This window comes from Undibacterium sp. Ji22W (assembly GCF_049340305.1).
Taxonomy (GTDB): domain Bacteria; phylum Pseudomonadota; class Gammaproteobacteria; order Burkholderiales; family Burkholderiaceae_D; genus Undibacterium.
The window spans coordinates 229,594-253,431 of sequence record NZ_JBMPOU010000002.1 but is presented as its reverse complement, the minus strand read 5'-3'; the positions used below and the strand labels follow the sequence as shown (position 1 = coordinate 253,431).

Sequence of the window (23,838 nt, the reverse complement as noted above, 5' to 3'; positions counted from 1 at the left end):
GCATGCATGCAGAGACTTTTTACCCCGATACCGACCAGCAACGCAAACATATAGGTAGCAAAATTGTGTTGGTGGTGTTGGTCTACACGATCGTTGTCGCAAGCATAGTGACTGGCATACAAATTTATCGTGCTTATCAACTCGCCTTTGATAATTTGGAACAGCGTTTCGTAGAAATTGAGAATAGCTATCTACCTAGTTTAGCAGCAGGTTTATGGTCAGTCGACATGCCGCGCATAGAGGCTTTGTTAGACGGTATAGCGAAAGTCCCAGATGTGGGAAGTTTACGTTTGCAGGGTGAGTTACAAGATAGTTGGGAGCGGAAAAATCCCGGACACAACAAAACCTTGGCTGCACGTCGCTTTCAAATTGTGTATCGCGAAGGACAAGATGATTTTGTGATGGGAACCTTGTACGTTGAATTAATGGCGAAAAATATTGAGAATCGTATGTGGGATACCGCGACTAGTATCGCGATTACAACAACAGTAAGTTTGCTGATGTCGGCATTATTCGTGTTATTCATTATTCGTCGTTGGATAGGGCGACATCTCGAAAAAACGGCGAATTATCTCCAACAATTGGATCTCTCCAATTTAGAGTGTGAATTAACACTGGATCGCCCAAAAAGTGGAACTCAAGATGAGTTGGATTTAGTGGTATTTGCGATCAATGCAATGCGTACCAGTATAAAAAATGATATTCACAAGCGAGATTTATTAGATAAAGAATTGGTACTGTATCGCGAGCAATTGGAGCAATTGGTCGCAGAACGGACGCTTGATTTACAAAATAAAACTGTGCTCTTGGAGACTAAATCAGAAGAACTCATTTTACAAAATCGAGAATTGGATGCGTATGCCCATACTGTTGCGCATGATCTCAAACAGCCTATCAGTAATTTGATGGGTGCGTCCACTTTGTTAACGGCAGAAAATCTAGAGTTATCAGCAGAAAAGAATCGTGCTCTGTTAGCGAGCATCCAACAGTCATCGAAAAAAATGCACGCTATTATCGACTCTTTATTGTTGTTAGCCAGCGTTCGAAAAAATGATAATTTAAAGTTGGAAAAAATTAATCTTGAACATACTGCGCATGAAGCTTATCAACGTTTGTTTTCAATGACATTGGAACGTCATGCACACGTGGCGTTTACAGGTCATTGGCCGTATGTGATGGCGAACCCTCAATGGGTTGAAGAGGTGTGGGTAAATTATTTATCGAATGCGATTAAATATGGTGGCGATAGACCAGAAATTGAAATTGGCGTGACTAATTTAGCAAACGGTTTCGTGAAGTGTTGGGTCCAAGATTCTGGAATCGGACTGAATCTGGAACAGCAAGGCAAATTATTCGAACAATTTATACGTCTGGACGCCGCTGTGTCTGAGGGGCATGGGTTGGGGCTCTCGATAGTGCAACGTATTGTGCATAAATTGGGAGGGGAAGTTGGCTACGAAAGGTCATTGCGGGGCGGGAGTATTTTTTGGTTCACCTTAGCCCTTTCAGAATAATTTGATGGAGACAGAAGAGAGACGAAACTTGCTCTTACATTAATTGAAGTTTAATTTGCTGTGACATTTTATGATTTTAGTTCACGTCGAGAGCTGAAAAAAGCGCGCAGTTATCAAAACTCATTTCTTCAATAGAGGCGAGCTCCACTTGCACGTTTCACCAAGATTGTCGTCATCAATAAATGTTATTTATCGAGGAGGTTGGTATGTTGCAAAACTTAGCTATTCGCGCAAAACTGATTGCCAGTCTGGTGACTTTGAGCTTGGTCGAATTTTTTATCGGTGTCGGTGGATATACCAGCTTAGTCTGCAATTTGCATTACTTTCTTGAATACGAGAAGACGATTGTTCGCTGGCATTTCTGAATCTTCATGCAGATTGAACTGGTGTTGCATTGCAAGTTTTTGTAAATCACCGATATCTCGGATGCCACGATGACTTGCTTGCTGCTTCAATGCGGCGTCGAATTCCTGGTTGCTTAAACAGGTAAATTGTCCACCATAATTGAACGGGCCGTAGATGACGAATGTTCCTTCCAGCGGAAGCAACATACTGACACCGCCAAACATTTTTTCTACTTCTTCCCAATGCATAATGTGGCAGGTATTGGCGGTAAAAACAGCATCGTAAGTCGCCACAGGCCATGCCCCATCGGCCACGTCCAGCGCTAATGGCGCAAGTGTACGAGCACTTCCCTCTTCTGAAATCCACGCGTGAATGCTGGGATGATTTTCTAACCGATCACTCGTTTGCCAAATCAGGTGCGGTAAATGTTGGCTGAAATAGATGGCATGCTGACCAGTGCCACTACCAATTTCCAACACATGCTGGGCATGAGCAAAATGCGTTTTTAATTGCTGCAATATGGGTTCCTGATTGCGCTCGCAAGCAAGGGAGAATTGTTTTTGTGTGGACATAGATTGAATATCGAATTGAATGGTTTTAATTTGATCAATTTGTTAGGGAAAATAACCTGCATAGATTTACATTTCCGGTTTTAGCTCAGTTCAAGTGCGCTCGCATGGTGCGCGCTTGTCTTTTTCTGGTGCGTACCTGCGAACATAGTTGTTCTTAGTGAATGTCAATTGCACTGTTTTCGCACTGTATCAGATTCAGCTTGGGTTATTGTTGTATCCATGTGGACTTAAATTGACTTCGGTTTTTCTTGGTGTCATGATGAATTCACGTCTTTTGTCTGCGCACCCCATTTCTTTTTTCCACTTTGTGTGATTTTTTTGTTTGGAGGTTTTCAATGCAGCATTTCAGCCCCAAAAAATCAGTATTAGCAATCGCTATTACTTCTCTCTTTTGTGTTCCATTTGGTTTGGCACAGACCGCGCTCGCACAATCAGCACAAACCTCGCAGGTGCAAGACGAAAAACCCGTAGCGGTGATCGTGACCGGTACCCGCATGCAGAACCGGTCTGCGACGAATACCTCTGCGCCGGTCGACGTTATCTCTGCTGAGTCTTTACAAAATCTCGGCGTGAGCGAAATCAATCAAGCATTGTCCGTTGCATTACCTTCGCTAAATTTTCCGCGACCTGGTTTAACAGATGGTACCGATACGATACGACCTGCGACATTAAGAGGACTAGGACCTGATCAGACCTTGGTATTGGTTAATTCTAAACGTCGCCATTCGTCAGCGTTGGTGAATGTGAATGGTACGGTGGGACGTGGTGCCGCCGCGGTGGATCTCAATACTATCCCAAGCGCGATCGTCAAAAATATTGAGGTATTGCGTGATGGCGCATCCGCGCAATACGGTTCTGATGCGTTGTCAGGTGTTATCAACTTACGTCTACGGCAGGACCGCGATGGCGGCGAGGCGACTGCGAGCTATGGTGAACGTATCACTGAGTATGACTATATCCCGAGCGCACCGCCAACGGGTGCCAGTTGGACTGCACCAGCGACTTCTCGTAGTCGGCATGATGGCAATACCTCGACGATCAGTATTTGGAAGGGCTTGTCTTTCGGTGAAACTGGTTACGTCACTGTTGCTGCTGAATTGAAAGATCAAAAACATACTGAGCGTGCAGGGTGGGATTTTCGCCAACAATATCCTTTGGTGAATGGTGCTTTTGATCCGCGTGAAAAAAACTTCAATCGATTTGACGCATGGTACGGCGAACCACAACTCAAACAATCCACTGCGTTTATTAATGCGGGTGAGACTTTGGCGGGTGGTGTCAAAATTTATGGCTGGTCTAGTTATCAACGCCGAGATGCGATCTCGGCTGGTTTTTTCCGGAGACCATTGCAAGATCAAAATATCCTAGCAATTTATCCGGATGGATTTTTACCAAAAATCGCACCGCAGGTGGACGACTATAGTGCTACCGCTGGTGTCAGTTGGTTAGCAGGTGAATGGGATTTGGATGCCTCGCTCGGTTATGGTAAGAATAAAATGCAGTTCACAATCAAAGATACTTTGAACCGTTCAATTGGACCAAGCAGTAAAACACAGTTTGATGCCGGTGGGTTTTCTTACGATCAGTTGGTATTCAATTTGTCTGCGGTCAGAAGTTTTAACATGCCTGAATTTTCGTCTCCCCTGAGTTTCGCGACTGGTTTCGAGGCGCGTCGTGAAGGATATACTTTGTTTGCTGGTGAACCAGATTCGTATCGTTTTGGTGGCGAAAAGTTGGCCAACGGTAGTCCTACAGCACCAGGGGCACAAGTTTTCCCAGGGTTCACACCAGCGAATGCATCGAACAATAACCGTAGTGCGATCGGTGCCTACATTGATCTCGAAACCAATCTTGCCAAAGATTGGCAAGCGTCGGCGGCGGTGCGAGCTGAGCATTATTCAGATTTTGGGAATAACGTTACCGGAAAAATTGCGACACGCTACGATTTTAGTAAAGAATTCGGACTTCGAGGTTCCTTGCAAAACGGTTTCCGTGCACCTTCACCACAACAACAATTCTTTACGTCGACCGCGACCAATTTTATCAACGGCGTACCGTTTGAAATCACGACTTTTAAGCCGACTGATCCAGCCGCAGTTGCATTGGGCGCTAAACCTCTAGATGCGGAAAAATCTTTTAATCAGTCGCTAGGTGCTGTGTTTACGTTGGGGAAACTTGGCGTGACGGTGGATGCCTACCGGATTCAACTCAGTAACCGTATCGTACTTTCGGAAAATCTGACTGCAGCCAATGTCCGTAATTATTTAACGGCACAAGGTTTCATTGGTGTCGGTGGTGGTCGATTCTTTATCAACGGTGTTGATACCACGACTAAAGGTCTTGATATTGTATCGAATTGGCCTATGTTGACGGACTCTGTTGGGCGTTTCGATTTTACTTTGGCGGGTAATTTTACCAAAACAGAAGTGACCAAAGTACCGCAGACTGCGCAGTTAGCTGCCTTGACGCCAGCTCCAGTTTTGTTTGATCGTATTAATGTGCTGTCATTAGAACGTGGTCAGCCGCGCAGTAAAATTAATGCCAGTATTGATTGGAAGCTGGCTGACTACGCCGCCACAATTCGTGCAACGCGTTATGGTGAGGTGTTAGATCCGGGTACTACTGCGGCTCTCGATCAGACGCTTTCGCCTAAAACCTTGGTGGATATGGAATTTCGTTATTCCCTGACAAAACGATTGAAATTGGCTGTCGGCGCTGACAATATTTTTGATGTTTATGCTGACACCCGTCTACCCGTACTAAATACGACGGGAGCAACGTCGTTTTCTAATTATTCACCATTTGGACGTTCAGGACGCTTTGTCTATGCACGATTAAGTTATAGCCTATAAAGATTGATGAAGACTAATAACAGCGAGTTGGTGTGATGACACGCTGGGTGGAAAAGGGTTGAATTTGCTTCGATTTTTGTTCGCACAACATGTCTTGGGTGCATGAATAAAGGTCGAAGCGATTCAAGTTATCCCTAGAAGGGGACGATCCGCGATTGCAGCGGATGATACGAATTTATCGGACAAAGCGATATACTGAGGTTTTTCTGCCGATTACAGTAATCGTTCTCATCATGACCATCACGATTTATCACAATCCGAAATGCGGTACATCCCGCAATACTTTGGCTCTCGTTCGCAATAGCGGCAATGAGCCAGAAATCATTGAATATCTCAGCCATCCACCTAGTAAAAAAACTCTGCAAGAAATGATTCACGCGATGGGCCTTAGCGTACGTGAAGTTATGCGGCAAAAAGAAAACCTGTTTGAAGAGTTACAACTGGCGGATGCAAAATGGAGTGATGATGCACTGATTGATTTTATGATCGCACATCCGGTATTGATTAATCGTCCAATTGTCGTTACTTCTTTGGGAGTACGCCTGTGCCGACCATCTGAATTAGTCCTTGATATCTTACCTGGACCGCAGCTTGGTGCATTCAATAAAGAAGATGGTGAAGCGGTGATTGATGCGCATGGCCAACGTATTGTCTGAACACGCGATTTCGGCATCACAGGCGTAAGTCATTGCACCGTAATGACTTATACACATGTGCCTGTTGCGAGGATATGTGATCATTTCCTGAACTAAGTTGGCCGAGCTTACTTTTCACTCAACGTTTCGTGAATACGACCCACATCCATCATCGCGGCAGAGCCATACCATTTATGATATTCGGCGATCATTTCTCCCTTAATAATAACAGGGTCGGTCGCCGTCAATTGTTTCGCTTCTTCAATATCTTTGACAGCAAAAATAAATAATCCGCGCCAGCCATCAATGCCGTCAAAAGGCCCTGCTGCGGCAAGTTTACCTTCCGTCGCCAAGCGTGTCATGTTCGCGAAGTGACCAGCAAACATGTCATCTCTTTCCTTGCCGGCTGCAATTTTATTGGGACCAGTTTTGAGGACCACTAAGACATAACTGCGCATGCCACGTTGATCAGCACCTAATCGTCGTGCAGTCTCCGCATCATATTTAGGATTTTGGGCGAAGGCGCTGAAGCTTAGCAAAACGGCCAATAGGGAAAAAATAACTCTTGCTGTTGTAGACATGATGTCCTCACTAGTCGTAATAAATATTGTTATTTATAAATTTTAAATTTTTACATTGTCGTATTCGGCAGACAGGTTTCGCTTCACGCATAGCAATTATTGACGTTCACGCCAGTTCGCGTAGGCAAGTTGCTACTTTCGGCGCACAATAGAATCAACTCTCTTGCAACAATATGTAGGCTATTGCTATGTCGTGCGCCTTAACTCGTGCGCCTTAGTGATCGCACAGAATAGATGATAGCAAACTTCAGGTGTAGCAATTACATTGGAATCAAATTGAGCACTTGCCACCTATTAGCCAGCCGGCGAAATCGATGGATTTTTTTGACGCATTTGGTTTGCGTGCTGGGTCTTTTTTTTCTCGCGATTCACGCCGAGGCTGGCTGCTCCAGACCGATTCAGGTTCCAGTGGCTGTGGCAGGACTAAACGTGGTGTTTAAAGACAATAAATATAGTGGCATCATGCCTGACTTTTTGAGATTAATTGAGACTAAGTCTAATTGTCGCTTTGTTTATTACTACGTCCCGAAGAGCCGTCAAGAGAACCTGTTTGAAAGTGGTAACGCTGATCTGTTGATTGCTACCGTGAAAACGACACGACGCGAAAAATTAGGAACTTTCATCTCATTGGTGCAGCTGCGTGCAACCGTCATTTCTATCGATGATCAGCATCTTGCGATACAGAATGTGCGGGATCTGTTTGCGCGTAGTGAACTGCGTCTGGTTGTCGTTAGAGCATACGATTATGGTCCCGGTTATCAGGCAATCCTGGAGGAAATGAATCGGCAAGGTCGACTGACAATCGAGCCTGACCCCGTATCGGTGGCACGGACCATGTTGAATAATCCGCGTTATGTGACCATCATGGCGCCTACTTTATTTTCAGGTGTGGTACAAACGGAAGCAATGCTAAAACCGTTGATTGGTAAGTTACGTTATGACAAACTGGATGAACTACCTTGGACAGCGAGTGGTATTTATATATCCAACTCAGCGTTAAATATCAGTGATCAAATATATTTAAAAGCGCAATTGGAAAAGTATGCGGCGAGCGATGTCGTATGGAAGTCTTACCAAAGCCTTTATCCTCCTGAAGTCGTGAAAATAGGATTACGCCAGCGCGACACTGTCCCCTAGAGCGACAATTCTTTATAAAAACTTCAAGAAGCCATGCATGCCAAATGGCTGCGAATTACTGATGCTCATCTAGCAGCAAATTTTCAATGACAAATTAGCTTGAGTTGAACAGGAACTAAGCCAAGATTTGATGGTCAACATAAATTCGCTACTAATTTTACCAATCTGATCGGAGTGTGTAATGCATCCAGTTTATCCTGCAGTAACTTTAAGTTTTCTGTTAGCCAGCGTAGAAGCAATCGCGCAAGTAACAGCGACTACGAATAAAACTTCAGAGCCAGTGGCGCAAAAAACGGCACAAAGTGCGGACAATAAAGAGCAGGAAAAATCCGAAATCAAGGTCGATGCTAAGGTCACTATGCCAGCGATACCGAGGCCAGTTGACATTGCCGATATGGCGGCATGGAAAGCCATAAACTCTGTCGTTGTTTCTGCGAATGGTGCATGGGCAGCTTGGCGTCTGGCGGAAGCAGATGGCGATGCGAATATGGTTGTCAAATCTTTGTCTGATAAAGAAGAATATGTTTTCCCTGCAGGGCAGGGCACTGGAACGATTGAATTTTCAGAGGATGGGCAGTGGATGGCATTTACTGCACACATGACGAAAAAAGAGCAAGATGCCGCAAAAAAAGCGAAGAAACCAATACAAGCGAAAGTCACATTGGTTGATCTGAAAACGGGCAAAGCAACCACGCTAGAAAAAATCGCTAAGTTTGCTTTTGCGAATGAACGTGGCGGCTGGATAGCACTTCATAAAGCATCAGATGTTGCAGCCCCACCCACAGCGCCAGCATCGCCTGTTGTACCGGCTGGTGCAGCGCCTACTCCGGCGCGCGCTAAAGGCACAGATCTGCTACTCAAAAATTTGAAGACAGGTAGTTCACTTAACATTGGTAATGTGTCCGAATTCGAATTCGATCACCAAGGTCGTTACTTGGCATATATCGTTGACGCAAACGACAAAGCTGGAAATAGTATCGTCGTACATACAGTGGATAGTGGTGTGAGTCAGGTGCTGGATGATGGTGACGCTAACTATCAAAAATTGCTCTGGAACGATAAGGGCAATGGCTTGACCGTGCTTAAAGGTATTGAAGATAAATCGTACGAAGACAAATTATGGAATGCGCTTGGCTTCCGATTAGAAGCCAATCATCAGTTTACGAAGACGCTCGTCGATCCCCTGAAATTAAAAGATTTTCCCGTCGAGATGACGATATCTGGTGATGCGCAACCGCGTTGGAGTCAAGATTTTGCATGGATTTCTTTCGGCATTAAAGAGACAAAGAAGAAACCCAAAGATGATAAGAAAGATGCCGCTCCCGAAGCTGACGAAAAAGTAAATCTCGTCTTGTGGCATCACCAGGATAAACGTCTGCCAACACAACAGAAAGTTCAGCAAGAGACCGATAAGAAACGTTCTGCGGCAGCGATTTATCGTATTGCAGAACAGAAGTTCATTCGCGTGGGAGATGAAAAACTCACCATGGTGAATCTGCCATTGATTGGAGACTGGGCTCTGGCACAAGATGATAGTGAATATCAGCGTCAGACGAGTATGGACGGGCGTCGTTTCAGTGATGTGTATTCGGTAAGTTTAAAAACTGGCGAGCGCCGCTTGTTGAATAAGCAGGCTAGCTGGACTTTTGGTCTCGCCAACGATGGTCGCCATTATTTGCACTATGAAGATGGGCAATTTATTAGCATAGAAATGGCAACTGGTAAGCGTCATAATCTCACCGCCAATTTGAACACTAGCTTTGTCAATGTTGAAGATGATCACAATATCGCGAAGCCGCCTGTTGTTCCGTTTGGCTGGAGTACTGATAGCCGTTTTGTTTTGTTAAGCGATGGCTGGGATATTTGGAAACTTGCAGTCGATGGTAGTAAGGCGATACAACTGAGTACTGACGGTAAGCGCGATCAGATTAGGTATCAACGCCGGTTGACGCTCGATCCAAATGAAAAGGGAATTGATCTCAGTAAGCCGCAATACTTTAGTGCTTATGGCGAGTGGACGAAAAAAGCCGGCTTTTTACGACTTGATGTGAACGGGAATACGAAACGTCTCGCTTACGATGATGTGTCGTATCGCCGTTTATTGAAGGCAGAAAAAGCGGAAGTGTTTTTGCTCTCAAAAGAGACTGCGATCGCTGCACCGGATTTGTATGTGAGCGGTGATCAATTCAATGATGCACGCAAACTCACTGACCTGAGCGCGCAGGAAAAAAATTACACCATGGGTAGTGGTGCGATGTTAGTAAATTATGTGGGTACCGATGGTAAAAAACTGCAAGGCGCTTTATTTTTGCCTGCGAATTATCAAGCGGGAAAATCTTATCCGACAGTTGTGTATATCTATGAAAAACTCAGTCAGGGCTTAAATGCCTACGTGCAGCCAGCAGTCGGAGGAGGTGGATTTAATCGCGCCTATTACACCAGTCATGGCTACGCGGTGTTTAATCCGGATATCGCCTATCGCTTGAATGATCCAGGTGTTAGCGCTAAAGAAAGCGTGTTGCCAGCTTTGGAGGCTGCGATTGCCACAGGCGTCGTTGATGCGAAACGCGTTGGTTTGCAAGGACATAGTTGGGGAGGTTACCAAACCGCATTTTTGGTGACGCAAACCGATGCGTTTAAAGCTGCATCTGCAGGGGCTGCTTTAACCAATATGATCAGTATGTACAGCCTGGTTTATAAAAACTCAGGTAGCACAAATCAGGCGATCTTTGAGAGTAGTCAGGGACGTTTTCTCGGTGCTTACAACGATCATTGGGAAGCCTATGTGCGAAATAGTCCTGTCTTCTTTGCGAAGAAAGTTAACACGCCATTGTTGATGCTACAAAACGATGTCGACGGTGCGGTTGATTACACCCAAGGCGTTGAATATTTCAATACCCTGCGTCGGGCCGGTAAAAATGTCATTATGCTTGAGTACCCTGGTGAAAATCATGGCTTGGTGAAGAAGCCAAATCAAAAAGACTATATGCAACGCATGAAGGAATTTTTTGATTTCCATCTAAAAGATAAAACAGCGCCAGAGTGGTTAAATAAAGGTGTGGCGTGGCTGAAAATGGAAGAGCATTTGAAAGATCGAGCTAGCTTGGTCAAAGCTGCTGAGCCGAAGCCTGAAGTGAAGGCTGACACGAAAGCGGATGACAAGAAAGCGCCGGAAGTAAAAACGCAGTAGCCTGATTTGGTTTATCTGTTTGAATTCGGATTATAAAAAAAGCCATGGCAGCGAAATCTGCCATGGCTTTTTTATGTAAGCGCTGAAAGTTTGTGGAACGGCTTACTTTTTCGCGCTCTTTAGTTTATTTGCCCATGCCAGCATCTCGCTTTCTAAGATTGACAAAGGTACAGAACCCAAGCTCAACAACTTATCGTGAAATGCTTTTAAGTCAAATCGATCGCCAAGAATTGTTGCGGTTTTTTGGCGTACTTCTCGTATTTTCAATTCCCCTAATTTGTAGGCAAGTGCCTGGCCCGGCCACGAAATATAGCGATCAATTTCAGTCGTAATTTCATGTTCGGAAAGCGCGGTATTTTCACGCATAAATTCTAGGGCTTGATCGCGTGTCCAGCCTTTTGCATGCATGCCAGTGTCGACTACTAGACGAGATGCACGCCACATTTCGTACACTAGGCGTCCAAAATGTTGATACGGCGTTTCGTAAAATCCCATCTCCACACCCAGATGTTCTGCATACAGTGCCCAACCCTCACCAAATGCTGAGATGTAAGCTTTGCGGCGGAACTCTGGCTGCTCCGCTTGTTCTCCAGCTAAGGCGATTTGCAGATGATGACCAGGTACAGCTTCGTGTAAGGTAAGGGCTGGAAGCGCCCACATTGGACGTTGATCTAACAGTGAAGTATTCACCCAATAGTTTGATGGACGTTTTGGATCGCCACTACCAGCATAACGTCCAGCAGTGTATGTCGGCGCAATATCTGCTGGGACGGCTTGTATCCCATATGGTTTGCGTGGTAATTGACCAAAATAGCGTATCAGCATTCCATCTGACTTTTTTGCCCAGTACGAAGCTTCAGCCAATAATTCGTGCGGTGACTTGGCATAAAATTGTGGATCAGTGCGTAAGAAATGCAAAAATGCTTTGAAGTCGCCATTGAACTTTAAGTCGCTGATAATCTTCACCATATCACCGCGAATCCGTGATACTTCCGCTAAACCAACTGCGTGAATTTCGTCAGGTGTATTTTCTAAAGTAGTGTATTCAAAAATTTGCGCTTGATAGAAGGCCTTGCCGTTCGGCAGGTCGTAAGCCGCGATGGATTTGCGTGCTTTCGGCATGTATTCATTGCGAATAAAGCCGAGTAAATTTTGGTACGCTGGGATCACTTTCTCAGCGATTAAAGTCTTGGCGCGCTTTTGTAAATCGGCTTGTTGGCTTGGACTAATTGTGGAGGGTAATTGAGTGAACGTCTTGTAGAAAACACTATCACCAACATCCGCCACGACATGCCTTTGAATGCTGGCATCGCGACCATTTAGTACAACCTGTGGCATGGTCATGCCACGCGCTATTCCCAACTTCATTAACGCGATTTTTTGTTCAAAAGTATGTGGGATGCTTGAAAGTTGCTTTAAAAAGTGTTCACAGTTCTTAAGTGAAGTGCAGCGCGTTGATTCCGCAGCGCCTGCTGTCCCCGCCCAAAATTGACTGTCAGAATTAAATGTCAACAAATGCGCGTCGAGGCTAGTGGCATTAATCCGATTCGTAATCTGGTCTGAAAATATTTTGAAATTGATGCGCGACTCGCTAGATAAGGCTGCGGCATCAATCTTTTTTAAATCTTCGGCAAGGCTGCGCCAGACTTTCAGGCGGCGTTGTTCGGCTGCATCGCTGAAATCAGCTTGGGTAATTTCGTCCTCGTCATCTGCAGCACGTCGACCGGGGAATTCCTTATTTCTGAAAATGGCTTCTTTTTGAAAAATGGTCTTAAAGGCATTCTCTGCTTTAGTTTGCTTGCCAGGCATCGCAACGCCACTAATCTCGATGGTTTGCTCAGCCGCGTGCGCTTCCAGGGTCGTGCTAATGCAAGCTAAAGCGATAGCTGCACTGAGCGCCGTGAGGCCACAATAATGTGTCGGGGTTTTCTTGATCGATTGAATGTGCTTGGTGCGCGAGTGCGGCATGCTGGCTCCTAATTGCAAGGTGAAAGAATAATCGAGGAAATAAATATACTACGGATATACGATTCAAAGCTCTTGCTATCCGATTGCATAGCCGCCAATAAGTTCAGTGTTGTTGAAAAACGGCACTATGCTGAATTAAGGAGTACTTATTACATAGCAAATGCATCAATAAACGATAAAGATAGATAAATTTTAGACGGCAAGTGGGTGGCTTGATACACTCAAGATTCAATAATAGATGAAGAAAGAATATGCAGTATGACAACCTTAGCCTCCTATACCGCCGATTTTTGGTCGAGTGCTGAATTAGGCGCCAACACGATTATTTTCTTGAACCTAACCGGTGCCATGCTATTGGGCTTTGTGGTCGGGTATGAGCGTTCCTACCACGGAAGGGCCGCCGGAATGCGTACATATGGCCTAGTTTGTATGGCTTCAGCGGCGTTGGTTGTGATTGCTGGTTATCCTGACTTCTGGTTTGGTGGACGCGCACTGACTCCAGTGGCACTAGATCCATCCCGAACGATACAAGGTGTTGTGACTGGCATAGGCTTCTTGGGTGCTGGCGTCATCATGAAAGAGGGCTTTAGTATTAGTGGTTTAACGACTGCTGCATCATTATGGGCATCGTCAGCGATAGGAATTTTGGTTGGGGTGGGGTTTTACGCTGCGGCAATTTTACTTGCCTTTCTGTCAGCGGCATGCATGATCTGGGTGTTTAAATTGGAAGCTTGGCTGCCAGCGCGTCAGGCGATCTCAATCGTCATGCAATTTCGGGAAGGTTTTGTCGCAAGTGAGTCAGCTATCCGCCAACTGGCAATTGCGCGTGGCTACGATGTTGCCGGTGGTACTATTATCATTTCCTCAAAGGAGGGGAAGACCGAATGGCGTTTCGTGGCCGTTGCCTTAAATCGCAAGCAAGCGACCTCGATCAGTTCACTTTCTGAAGAAATGAATAAGTTTGAAGGATTAATTTCCTATCAGTTGGCGCATGCCCGAAATTAACTAAGTATTTGAATTATCGATGTAAATCTAATAGCATTAGCCGTCGCTTGAAAAGGTCAAAACAAAAAAATAGATTTCGACATTAAAAAGCTATTGACAGCTAAATCAAACATCTCCATAATTCGGGGTTCCCTGGGAGGGGTGGCCGAGTGGTTAAAGGCGACAGACTGTAAATCTGTTCTCTCTGAGTACGCTGGTTCGAATCCAGCCCCCTCCACCAGGCAGAATTTTGTGGCTGAAGTTTTTTCGAATCAGTTTCGTATGCGGGTGTAGCTCAATGGTAGAGCCGAAGCCTTCCAAGCTTAAGACGAGGGTTCGATTCCCTTCACCCGCTCCAAGTTTAAAGTTTTGTCTCTGCATGTGTGTTGTGCAAAGAGCTGCCCTTGTAGCTCAGTGGTAGAGCACTCCCTTGGTAAGGGAGAGGCCACGTGTTCAATCCACGTCAAGGGCACCAGTGTAGTTTTAAATCATCGTCTTCGCATTGTTATTATCAGGTGTGTGCCTGGTAGCTTAAGAAGATCTCTCACAATCGTTAGGAGTCTAAAATGGCAAAAGGTAAGTTCGAACGCACCAAGCCGCACGTTAACGTCGGTACAATTGGTCACGTGGATCACGGTAAAACGACATTGACAGCAGCGATTGCGACAGTATTGTCTAAGAAATTTGGCGGCGAAGCTAAAGCATACGATCAGATCGATGCAGCTCCAGAAGAAAAAGCGCGCGGTATTACAATTAATACAGCCCACGTAGAATACGAAACAGCAGCGCGTCACTATGCGCACGTTGACTGCCCAGGCCATGCTGATTATGTTAAAAACATGATTACTGGTGCTGCTCAGATGGACGGCGCGATATTGGTTTGCTCCGCAGCTGACGGCCCAATGCCGCAAACGCGTGAACATATCTTGTTGGCACGTCAAGTTGGTGTTCCATACATCATCGTTTTCTTGAACAAATGCGACATGGTTGATGACGCTGAGTTGTTGGAATTGGTTGAAATGGAAGTTCGTGAGTTATTGTCTAAATACGAATTCCCGGGCGATGATTTGCCTATCATCCAAGGTTCTGCAAAGTTGGCGCTCGAAGGCGACAAAGGCCCATTGGGCGAAGAAGCAATCATGAAATTGGCTGATGCTTTGGATTCTTACATCCCAACTCCAGAACGTGCTGTTGACGGCGCATTCTTGTTGCCAGTAGAAGACGTATTCTCAATCTCTGGTCGCGGTACAGTTGTGACTGGTCGTATCGAACGCGGTATCGTTAAAGTCGGCGAAGAGATCGAAATCGTTGGTATTAAAGACACAGTAAAAACAACATGTACTGGTGTTGAAATGTTCCGCAAATTGCTCGACCAAGGTCAAGCAGGCGATAACGTTGGTGTATTGTTGCGCGGTACTAAGCGTGAAGATATTCAACGTGGTCAAGTTTTGGCGAAGCCAGGTTCAATCAAGCCGCATGATCATTTCACAGGCGAGATCTACGTTTTGTCTAAAGATGAAGGTGGTCGTCATACGCCATTCTTTAACAACTATCGTCCACAGTTCTACTTCCGTACAACGGACGTAACAGGTTCGATCGAGTTGCCAAAAGATAAAGAAATGGTTATGCCAGGTGATAACGTTTCTATCACAGTTAAGTTGATCAACCCGATCGCGATGGAAGAAGGTCTCCGTTTCGCGATTCGTGAAGGTGGTCGTACTGTTGGTGCGGGTGTTGTTGCTAAAATTATCGTTGGTTAATAGTTTTAAGTAGTAAAGATGAGTTGGGTAGTTGCTTGAAAAAGTTGCTATCCCTCTCGTTTGTAAAAGCTGTAGGGGTGTAGCTCAACTGGCAGAGCGTCGGTCTCCAAAACCGAAGGTCGTAAGTTCGATCCTTACCGCCCCTGCCACCATCAAGGCCAAAAGGCATCGAAAGTAAAAATCAGCATGTCTAACCAAACCGTTCAAACTGTCAGCACTTCTAATGATAAATATAAAATCATTTTGGCGGTGATTGCTGCTGTTGCTGGTGTTGTTGCATTTTATGTTCTCGCTGGTCAGGCGAAATATGTGCGTTTAGGTGCTTTGTTTGGTGGTCTCGCATTAGCTCTGGTGCTGGTCTTTATTTCTGAGACTGGTCGTGAGTTGGTGTCGTTTGCCAAAGAATCGATTCGTGAAGCTAAGAAGGTGGTTTGGCCAACTCGTAAAGAGGCTGGACAGATGACGGCAGTGGTATTCGGATTTGTATTGATTATGTCAATCTTCTTGTTTACGACTGATAAAGTTCTTGAATATTTGATTATGAACGTAATTCTTGGGCTTAAATAATGAGCGAACAAATCTCAGATAAAAATACGGATGGCGCGCCAGAGCAGGACTCTGGTGTTTCTGTCCCTAAGAGTGCAAAAAAATGGTATGCTGTGCATGCCTATTCTGGTATGGAGAAAAGTGTTCATCGTGCATTGGTAGAGCGTATTGAGCGCGCCGAAATGCAAGATTTATTTGGACAAATTTTGGTTCCTACCGAAGAAGTGATAGAAGTTAAGAATGGCAAGAAAAGTGTTACAGAGCGTCGTTTGTTTCCTAGTTATGTGTTCGTGGAAATGGAAATGACGGATGATACCTGGCACTTAGTAAAGAACACGAGCAAGGTTACTGGTTTTATTGGAGGTAAATCGAATAAGCCAGCACCAATTCCGCGTCACGAAATAGAAAAAGTTCTGCAGCAGGTGCAGGATGGAGTAGAAAAGCCAAGGCCAAAAGTATTGTACGAAGTTGGTGAAGTAGTTCGTATTAAAGAAGGTCCGTTCACAGATTTCAACGGTAATGTCGAAGAAGTGAATTACGCTAAATCTAAAGTGCGTGTGAATGTCACTATCTTTGGGCGCGCAACTCCGGTAGATCTGGAATTTGGTCAAGTCGAAAAAGTATAAGCAGCAAATGTAGTAAGCGGGGCTGACACCGTACAGAAATGTGAATGTTGGTGAAAAAAAGCGAGGAGCCTGTTGGTTGGTCATCTGACCAAAAGGCGCTACCACTCAACCATAGAAGGAGCCATCATGGCAAAGAAAATTATTGGTTTTATCAAGCTGCAAGTCCCAGCTGGTAAAGCAAATCCATCCCCACCAATCGGTCCAGCATTGGGTCAACGTGGTTTGAATATCATGGAATTCTGTAAAGCATTTAATGCGCAGACTCAAGGTATGGAACCAGGTATGCCAATTCCAGTTGTGATCACCGCATTTGCTGATAAGTCTTTCACATTCGTGATGAAGACGCCACCAGCAACTTACATGATCAAAAAAGCAGCTGGCATCACTAAAGGTTCTGCTAAACCACATACAGACAAGGTTGGCAAAATCAGTCGTGCGCAAGCCGAAGAAATCGCAACAGCTAAGCAAAAAGACTTGACTGCTGCAGATATGGAAGCAGCTGTGCGTACAATCGCGGGTTCTGCTCGTTCCATGGGCATCACGGTGGAGGGTCTGTAATGGCTAAGTTATCTAAAAAAGCAAAATTGCTGAAAACAAAAGTAGATCGTTTGAAAGTTTATCCATTCGATAACGCTATCGCGTTGATCAAAGAATGCGCAACTGCGAAATTCAACGAATCTATCGACGTTTCTGTTCAACTCGGTGTTGATCCTAAGAAATCTGACCAAGTTGTTCGTGGCGCGGTTGTGTTGCCAGCTGGTACAGGTAAGACAGTTCGCGTAGCGGTATTTGCTCAAGGCGCAAAAGCTGAAGAAGCTAAAGCAGCTGGTGCTGATATCGTTGGTATGGAAGATTTGGCTGAGCGTATCAAAGCTGGCGATATGCCATTTGACATCGTGATCGCATCTCCAGACACTATGCGTATCGTTGGTACTTTGGGTCAAGTTTTGGGGCCACGCGGTTTGATGCCAAATCCAAAAGTTGGTACTGTAACTCCTGACGTGGCAACAGCGGTCAAAAACGCCAAAGCCGGTCAAGTTCAATACCGTACTGACAAGGCTGGTATTATCCACACAACAATCGGTCGTAAATCTTTCGCTGATGGCGATTTGAAGTCGAACTTGTTGGCCTTGATCGAAGCATTGAACAAAGCTAAACCAGCGACGAGCAAAGGTGTCTATCTGCGTAAAATCTCCATCTCATCCACTATGGGTGCTGGTGTGCGCGTAGATCACATCAATTTGTCTGCGTAATATTAAGAATTAAGCCCATTCATTTTTTTGGTGGATGGCGCATCTTTGGGCTGTTTGGTATTGCTTATTTTGGTAGGTAGTAGCAAACAGAGTGTCAAAGACCGTTGGGCTTTTTAAATTCGTTTAGAAAGTTAATTATTGAGAAGTGATTCTTGATGCCCAACGCAGATGGTGTACCCGAGTAAGTTTTGTAGTGACTACTGGTGATCCAGTGAAGCTCCTAACTTCGGACGCCGTGTTCGAAACGATATGAGGGAAGTGCATCATTGTGGTGTATCGACTGAATATCATTTAAGGAGGTTGACCGTGAGTCTCAATCTGAATGACAAAAAGGCTGTTGTCGCTGAAGTCTCTGCAAAAGTAGCAAAAGCACAGACTATCGTCGTAGCCGAATACCGTGGCATACAGGTCGGTCATTTGACGCAGTTACGTGCAAGCGCACGTGCTCAAGGCGTATATATGCGCGTGTTGAAAAACACACTCGCACGTCGCGCTGTTGAGGGAACTGTATTTGCAAGCCTCGCTGATGAAATGACAGGTCCGTTGATCTATGCGATCTCGGAAGATGCTGTTGCTGCTGCTAAAGTCGTTCAAGACTTTGCAAAAAGCAATGACAAGTTAGTCGTTAAAGCGGGTAACTACGCTGGTAAATCTTTGGATAAAGCTGGTGTTGTTGCGTTGGCAAGCATTCCTGCTCGTGAAGTATTGTTGGCGCAAGTGTTGGGTATGATGCAGGCTCCTGTATCGGCATTCGCACGTGCATTGGCAGCACTCGCAGCAAAACAAGAATCTGGTTCACCAGCAGCGCCGGCAGCAGAAGTTGCCGAAGCAGCAGCTGAATAAGATTTTCGTCAAATACCGAATCATAGTAATTTAAATATTGGAGTTTCAAATGGCAATTAGCAAAGACGATATCCTGGAAGCCGTAGGCGCGATGTCCGTAATGGACTTGAACGACTTGGTTAAAGCATTCGAAGAAAAATTTGGCGTTTCCGCTGCTGCAATGTCAGCTGGTCCAGCTGCTGGTGCTGCTGCCGCTGCTGTTGAAGAGCAAACAGAATTCAACGTAATTCTGTCTGAAGTTGGCGCAAACAAAGTTGGCGTTATTAAAGCAGTTCGTGAATTGACAGGTCTGGGCTTGAAAGAAGCTAAAGACGTAGTTGATGGCGCGCCAAAAACAGTTAAAGAAGCTGTTTCTAAAGCGGATGCTGAAGCTGCTAAGAAAAAATTGGAAGAAGCTGGTGCGAAAGCAGACATCAAGTAATTCCATGTTATACTGGCAGACTTTCGAGTTTGCCTAAGTCAAAGGAAGGAATCTTCTTGCAAGAGAAGGTTCCTCTTTGGCTTCTCTGTCGTTCTCGCGGCCGAAATGTTTGTAATTTGTAAATTTGTTGAAATTTCCTAAGCCGAATCTCATAAGGTGAGGGCTGAGACTTGAGGTTTCTTGATGGTTTTTCTTGTAGTGTCATTTACCTGGAAAAAAGTTTTGAAATCTGAATTCTCCATCCTTCCTTGCCACTCACGGAGTGTCCATGCACTACTCATTTACTGAGAAGAAGCGCATTCGTAAATCTTTTGCGAAACGCGCTAACGTCCACAACGTTCCGTTCCTGCTGGCGACCCAGCTCGAGTCATATTTGGGCTTTTTGCAAGCCGACAAAGCACCGTCGACGCGCAAAAACGAGGGCTTGCAGTCAGCCTTCACGTCCATTTTTCCGATCGTGTCGCACAATGGGTTCGCTCGTTTAGAATTTCTCTCCTACGTTTTAGGCGATCCAGCCTTTGACGTCAAGGAATGTCAACTGCGCGGTTTGACATTTGCCTCTCCTTTGCGTGCCAAAGTACGTTTGGTGATTCTGGATAAAGAATCTCCAACAAAACCTGTCGTTAAAGAAATGAAAGAACAAGAAGTGTACATGGGTGAATTGCCACTCATGACTAGCACGGGTTCTTTCGTCATTAACGGTACTGAGCGGGTGATCGTATCTCAGTTGCACCGTTCCCCTGGTGTGTTCTTTGAACATGACCGCGGCAAAACACATTCCTCCGGTAAGTTGCTGTTTTCAGCAAGAATTATTCCTTACCGTGGTTCATGGCTCGATTTTGAGTTCGATCCAAAAGATATTTTGTTCTTCCGTATTGACCGTCGTCGTAAGATGCCAGTAACAATTTTGTTGCGTGCTATTGGCATGACAAATGAGCAGATTTTGGCGAACTTCTTCGTCTTTGATAATTTCGGCTTGCATAGCGATGGCGCGGAAATGGAATTTGTTGCAGAACGTCTACGCGGTGAAGTTGCGCGTTTTGATATCTCTGACAAAGCTGGCAAGTTGATCGTAGCGAAAGACAAGCGTATCAATTCCAAGCATGTGCGTGAAATCGAATCCGCTGGTATCAAGATGATTTCTGTACCAGAAGACTACTTGCTCGGTCGCGTTTTGGCGAAAAATATCGTTGATGCCGATACTGGCGAAGTAGTAGCGAATGCGAACGATGAGTTGACAGAAGAATTGTTGGCGAAGTTGCGTGGTGCGAAGGTCTATGATATTCAGACTTTGTACACCAATGATCTCGATCAAGGTGCTTACATTTCACAGACTTTGCGTGCTGATGATACTGCCGATCAAATGGCTGCGCGTGTAGCGATCTATCGTATGATGCGTCCTGGTGAGCCGCCAACAGAAGATTCTGTAGAAGCTTTGTTTAATGGTTTGTTCTACAACGAAGATCGTTACGATCTGTCTGCCGTTGGTCGTATGAAATTTAACCGCCGTATCGGGCGTGATGAATTGACTGGCGCGATGACTTTGTCAGACGACGACGTTTTGGCCGTGATTAAGATCTTGGTTGAGTTGCGCAATGGTCGCGGCGAAGTCGATGACATCGATCACTTAGGTAATCGCCGTGTACGTTGCGTTGGTGAATTAGCTGAGAATCAATTCCGTGCTGGTTTGGTGCGTGTTGAACGTGCGGTCAAAGAGCGTTTAGGTCAAGCCGAAGCGGATAATTTAATGCCGCATGATTTGATCAACTCTAAGCCAATTTCCGCAGCGATTCGTGAGTTCTTCGGTTCATCACAATTGTCCCAGTTTATGGATCAAACTAACCCATTGTCTGAGATCACGCATAAGCGTCGTATTTCTGCTCTGGGACCTGGTGGTTTGACACGTGAACGTGCAGGCTTTGAAGTACGTGACGTTCATCCAACTCACTACGGTCGTGTATGTCCGATCGAAACGCCAGAGGGACCGAACATTGGTTTGATCAACTCATTGGCGTTGTACGCTCGTTTGAATGAATACGGTTTCTTGGAAACACCATACCGTAAAGTTATCGACGGTAAGATCACTAATCAGATCGATTACTTGTCCGCGATCGAAGAAGGTCGATACATTATCGCTCAGGCGAATGCGACTATCGATGCTGCTGGTATGTTAAGCGATGAGTTGGTTTCATCTCGTCAAGCTGGTGAAACGATTTTGGTCTCTCCAGAGCGCGTTCAGTACATGGACGTTGCGACAGGTCAGGTTGTTTCCGTTGCGGCTTCATTGATTCCGTTCCTCGAACACGATGATGCGAACCGTGCGTTGATGGGTGCCAACATGCAACGTCAAGCTGTTCCTTGCTTGCGTCCAGAAAAAGCTTTGGTCGGTACAGGTATCGAACGTACAGTGGCAGTCGATTCCGGCACAACTGTGCAAGCATTGCGCGGCGGTAAAGTCGATTATATCGATGCGGGTCGTATCGTTATTCGCGTGAATGACGCAGAAGCGCAAGCTGGTGAAGTCGGTGTTGATATCTACAATTTGATTAAGTACACGCGTTCTAACCAAAACACGAACATCAATCAACGTCCTATCGTTAAAGTTGGCGACATCGTTGCTAAAGGTGACGTATTGGCTGATGGCGCTTCCACCGATTTGGGTGAATTGGCGCTCGGTCAAAACATGTTGATCGCGTTTATGCCGTGGAATGGTTACAACTTCGAAGATTCGATTCTGATCTCTGAAAAAGTTGTGGCTGATGATCGCTACACCTCGATTCATATCGAAGAGTTGTCTGCTGTTGCTCGTGATACGAAGTTGGGTGCGGAAGAAATCACACGTGATATCTCCAACCTCGCTGAAAATCAATTGGCGCGTCTGGATGAATCCGGTATTGTCTACATCGGTGCAGAAGTGACTGCTGGTGATACGCTGGTCGGTAAAGTGACGCCAAAAGGCGAAACACAATTGACTCCAGAAGAAAAACTCTTGCGTGCGATCTTCGGTGAGAAAGCTTCTGACGTTAAAGATACTTCCCTGCGCGTGCCTTCTGGCATGGTTGGTACTGTCATCGACGTGCAAGTCTTCACACGTGAAGGCATCCAACGCGACAAACGTGCACAGCAAATTATCGATGACGAATTGAAGCGCTATCGCCTCGATTTGAACGATCAGTTGCGTATTGTTGAAGGCGATGCTTTCGAACGTTTGCAACGTATGTTGGTCGGTAAAGTTGCTAACGGCGGTCCAAATAAATTGGCTAAAGGCGCAACGATCACTAAGGAATACTTAGCAGAAGTTGATAAGTACCACTGGTTTGATATTCGTCCAGCTGATGAAGATGCAGCACGTTCTATCGAAGCGATTAAAGATTCTATCGCTGAAAAACGTCACCAGTTTGATCTGGCGTTTGAAGAGAAGCGTACTAAGTTGACGCAAGGCGATGAATTGCCACCAGGCGTACAAAAAATGGTTAAGGTCTACTTAGCTGTTAAGCGTCGTTTGCAACCAGGTGACAAGATGGCGGGTCGTCACGGTAACAAGGGTGTGGTTTCACGCATTGTTCCAGTTGAAGATATGCCTTACATGGCTGACGGTACACCAGCTGACATCGTGTTGAACCCATTGGGTGTTCCATCACGTATGAACGTGGGTCAGGTTTTGGAAGTTCACTTAGGTTGGGCTGCAAAAGGTCTGGGCTTGCGTATCGGCGAAATGCTGAAGGCGCAAGCAAAAGTGGAAGAGTTGCGTGGTTTCTTGAAACAGATCTATAACGAGTCTGGTAAGTCTGAAGATATCGATGGTTTGTCTGATCATGAAATCATGGAATTGACGTCCAATTTGAAAAATGGTGTCCCATTCGCAACGCCAGTGTTTGACGGTGCGCATGAATCCGAAATTCGACGTATGCTGGATCTGGCTTACCCAGACCATATCGCGAAACAACTCGGTATGACACCTTCGAAGAATCAGGTTACCTTGTATGACGGTCGTACAGGCGAAGCCTTTGAACGTAATGTCACAGTCGGTTATATGCACGTCTTGAAATTGCATCATTTGGTCGATGACAAGATGCATGCACGTTCGACCGGTCCTTACTCTCTCGTAACACAGCAACCATTGGGCGGTAAAGCACAATTCGGTGGCCAGCGTTTCGGTGAGATGGAGGTATGGGCACTCGAAGCATACGGCGCGTCTTATGTCTTGCAAGAGATGTTGACTGTGAAGTCCGATGACGTGAATGGCCGTACTAAAGTGTACGAAAATCTCGTTAAGGGTGATCACGTGATCGATGCTGGTATGCCAGAGTCCTTCAACGTTCTCGTTAAAGAGATTCGTTCTTTGGGTATCGATATCGATCTCGAACGTAATTGATTAGTTTTGAAAAAGTAGTTTAGTTGTAAAAACCATCGCCCGAATTCGTTTCGGGCGTTGGTCATTCAGATGGCGGTTATGTTTGGCGGTAGGCGTGGTTTGTTGTTCCCGGTATTGGCGGAACCTGTGTTAATTCATTCATTGACCAGGCTCTCCCGCGAATGCGAACAGGGTTAGACAGTAAGCTGCTTATTGGCATGGATAGCACCATTAGCTAAAAAAGCGTTTTGAGACCT

General features: G+C 45.5%; 17 protein-coding genes and 4 tRNA genes. 18 read left to right on the top strand and 3 right to left on the bottom strand.

Annotated elements, in window-relative coordinates:
* The first annotated feature begins 2 nt into the window (after window positions 1–2).
* A complete protein-coding gene (locus ACO0KW_RS07925) occupies window positions 3–1,514 on the top strand; it encodes a sensor histidine kinase (RefSeq protein ID WP_423052389.1) in 1,512 nt (503 codons plus the stop codon).
* Window positions 1,515–1,816: 302 nt separating this feature from the next.
* On the opposite strand, the gene ACO0KW_RS07920 is transcribed toward ACO0KW_RS07925, so the two are convergent.
* Window positions 1,817–2,431, bottom strand: coding sequence for a DUF938 domain-containing protein (locus ACO0KW_RS07920; protein ID WP_423052387.1), 615 nt, complete (start codon window positions 2,429–2,431; stop codon window positions 1,817–1,819).
* A gap of 335 nt (window positions 2,432–2,766) precedes the next feature.
* Here ACO0KW_RS07920 and ACO0KW_RS07915 point away from each other — a divergent pair, with 335 nt between their 5' ends.
* Window positions 2,767–5,283 (top strand): TonB-dependent receptor plug domain-containing protein, encoded by a 2,517-nt coding sequence (locus ACO0KW_RS07915; RefSeq protein WP_423052385.1) that lies wholly within the window; start codon window positions 2,767–2,769, stop codon window positions 5,281–5,283.
* A 230-nt stretch (window positions 5,284–5,513) separates the two neighbouring features.
* Window positions 5,514–5,939, top strand: coding sequence for an arsenate reductase (glutaredoxin) (arsC, locus tag ACO0KW_RS07910; RefSeq protein ID WP_423053443.1), 426 nt, complete (start codon window positions 5,514–5,516; stop codon window positions 5,937–5,939).
* Between the two features lie 107 nt (window positions 5,940–6,046).
* Here the strand turns inward: arsC and ACO0KW_RS07905 are convergent, their stop codons facing one another.
* A complete protein-coding gene (locus ACO0KW_RS07905) occupies window positions 6,047–6,499 on the bottom strand; it encodes a YciI family protein (protein WP_423052383.1) in 453 nt (150 codons plus the stop codon).
* A gap of 276 nt (window positions 6,500–6,775) precedes the next feature.
* Between ACO0KW_RS07905 and ACO0KW_RS07900 the strand changes: the two genes are divergently transcribed.
* Both ACO0KW_RS07900 and ACO0KW_RS07895 read left to right on the top strand, forming a co-directional pair.
* Window positions 6,776–7,636 (top strand): hypothetical protein, encoded by an 861-nt coding sequence (locus ACO0KW_RS07900; protein ID WP_423052381.1) that lies wholly within the window; start codon window positions 6,776–6,778, stop codon window positions 7,634–7,636.
* 181 nt (window positions 7,637–7,817) lie between these two features.
* Window positions 7,818–10,826, top strand: coding sequence for an alpha/beta hydrolase family protein (locus tag ACO0KW_RS07895; protein WP_423052379.1), 3,009 nt, complete (start codon window positions 7,818–7,820; stop codon window positions 10,824–10,826).
* Between the two features lie 102 nt (window positions 10,827–10,928).
* Here the strand turns inward: ACO0KW_RS07895 and ACO0KW_RS07890 are convergent, their stop codons facing one another.
* Window positions 10,929–12,794: a DUF885 domain-containing protein gene (locus tag ACO0KW_RS07890; RefSeq protein ID WP_423052377.1), complete on the bottom strand. Its 1,866-nt coding sequence runs from the start codon at window positions 12,792–12,794 to the stop codon at window positions 10,929–10,931.
* Window positions 12,795–13,052: 258 nt separating this feature from the next.
* Here ACO0KW_RS07890 and ACO0KW_RS07885 point away from each other — a divergent pair, with 258 nt between their 5' ends.
* The 13 genes from ACO0KW_RS07885 to rpoB all read left to right on the top strand — a co-directional run bounded on the left by ACO0KW_RS07885 (window position 13,053) and on the right by rpoB (window position 23,602).
* Window positions 13,053–13,799 (top strand): MgtC/SapB family protein, encoded by a 747-nt coding sequence (locus ACO0KW_RS07885; protein WP_423052375.1) that lies wholly within the window; start codon window positions 13,053–13,055, stop codon window positions 13,797–13,799.
* A gap of 135 nt (window positions 13,800–13,934) precedes the next feature.
* Window positions 13,935–14,019 (top strand) — tRNA-Tyr (locus tag ACO0KW_RS07880).
* A 43-nt stretch (window positions 14,020–14,062) separates the two neighbouring features.
* A tRNA-Gly gene (locus ACO0KW_RS07875) sits at window positions 14,063–14,136 on the top strand.
* Window positions 14,137–14,178: 42 nt separating this feature from the next.
* A tRNA-Thr gene (locus ACO0KW_RS07870) sits at window positions 14,179–14,253 on the top strand.
* 91 nt (window positions 14,254–14,344) lie between these two features.
* Window positions 14,345–15,538 carry an elongation factor Tu gene (gene tuf / locus ACO0KW_RS07865; protein WP_315472496.1) on the top strand — a complete coding sequence of 398 codons (1,194 nt, stop codon included), beginning with the start codon at window positions 14,345–14,347 and terminating at the stop codon, window positions 15,536–15,538.
* Between the two features lie 73 nt (window positions 15,539–15,611).
* Window positions 15,612–15,687: transfer RNA gene (locus ACO0KW_RS07860), tRNA-Trp, on the top strand.
* A gap of 37 nt (window positions 15,688–15,724) precedes the next feature.
* A complete protein-coding gene (gene secE, locus ACO0KW_RS07855) occupies window positions 15,725–16,105 on the top strand; it encodes a preprotein translocase subunit SecE (protein WP_186941269.1) in 381 nt (126 codons plus the stop codon).
* Complete coding sequence (nusG, locus tag ACO0KW_RS07850; protein ID WP_315472494.1) at window positions 16,105–16,710, top strand: transcription termination/antitermination protein NusG; 606 nt, start codon at window positions 16,105–16,107, stop codon at window positions 16,708–16,710. The genes secE and nusG overlap by 1 nt, the downstream gene beginning before the upstream one ends.
* 126 nt (window positions 16,711–16,836) lie before the next feature.
* Window positions 16,837–17,268, top strand: coding sequence for a 50S ribosomal protein L11 (gene rplK / locus ACO0KW_RS07845; protein ID WP_315469670.1), 432 nt, complete (start codon window positions 16,837–16,839; stop codon window positions 17,266–17,268).
* Entirely contained in the window at window positions 17,268–17,963 is a 696-nt protein-coding gene (gene rplA / locus ACO0KW_RS07840) for a 50S ribosomal protein L1 (RefSeq protein ID WP_186891710.1), read from the top strand. Before rplK ends, rplA begins: the two co-directional genes overlap by 1 nt.
* A 306-nt stretch (window positions 17,964–18,269) precedes the next feature.
* Window positions 18,270–18,806 carry a 50S ribosomal protein L10 gene (rplJ, locus tag ACO0KW_RS07835; RefSeq protein WP_423052372.1) on the top strand — a complete coding sequence of 179 codons (537 nt, stop codon included), beginning with the start codon at window positions 18,270–18,272 and terminating at the stop codon, window positions 18,804–18,806.
* Window positions 18,807–18,855: 49 nt separating this feature from the next.
* Window positions 18,856–19,227 (top strand): 50S ribosomal protein L7/L12, encoded by a 372-nt coding sequence (rplL, locus tag ACO0KW_RS07830; protein WP_186921956.1) that lies wholly within the window; start codon window positions 18,856–18,858, stop codon window positions 19,225–19,227.
* 268 nt (window positions 19,228–19,495) lie between these two features.
* A complete protein-coding gene (gene rpoB, locus ACO0KW_RS07825; RefSeq protein WP_423052369.1) occupies window positions 19,496–23,602 on the top strand; it encodes a DNA-directed RNA polymerase subunit beta in 4,107 nt (1,368 codons plus the stop codon).
* Window positions 23,603–23,838 lie beyond the last annotated feature (236 nt).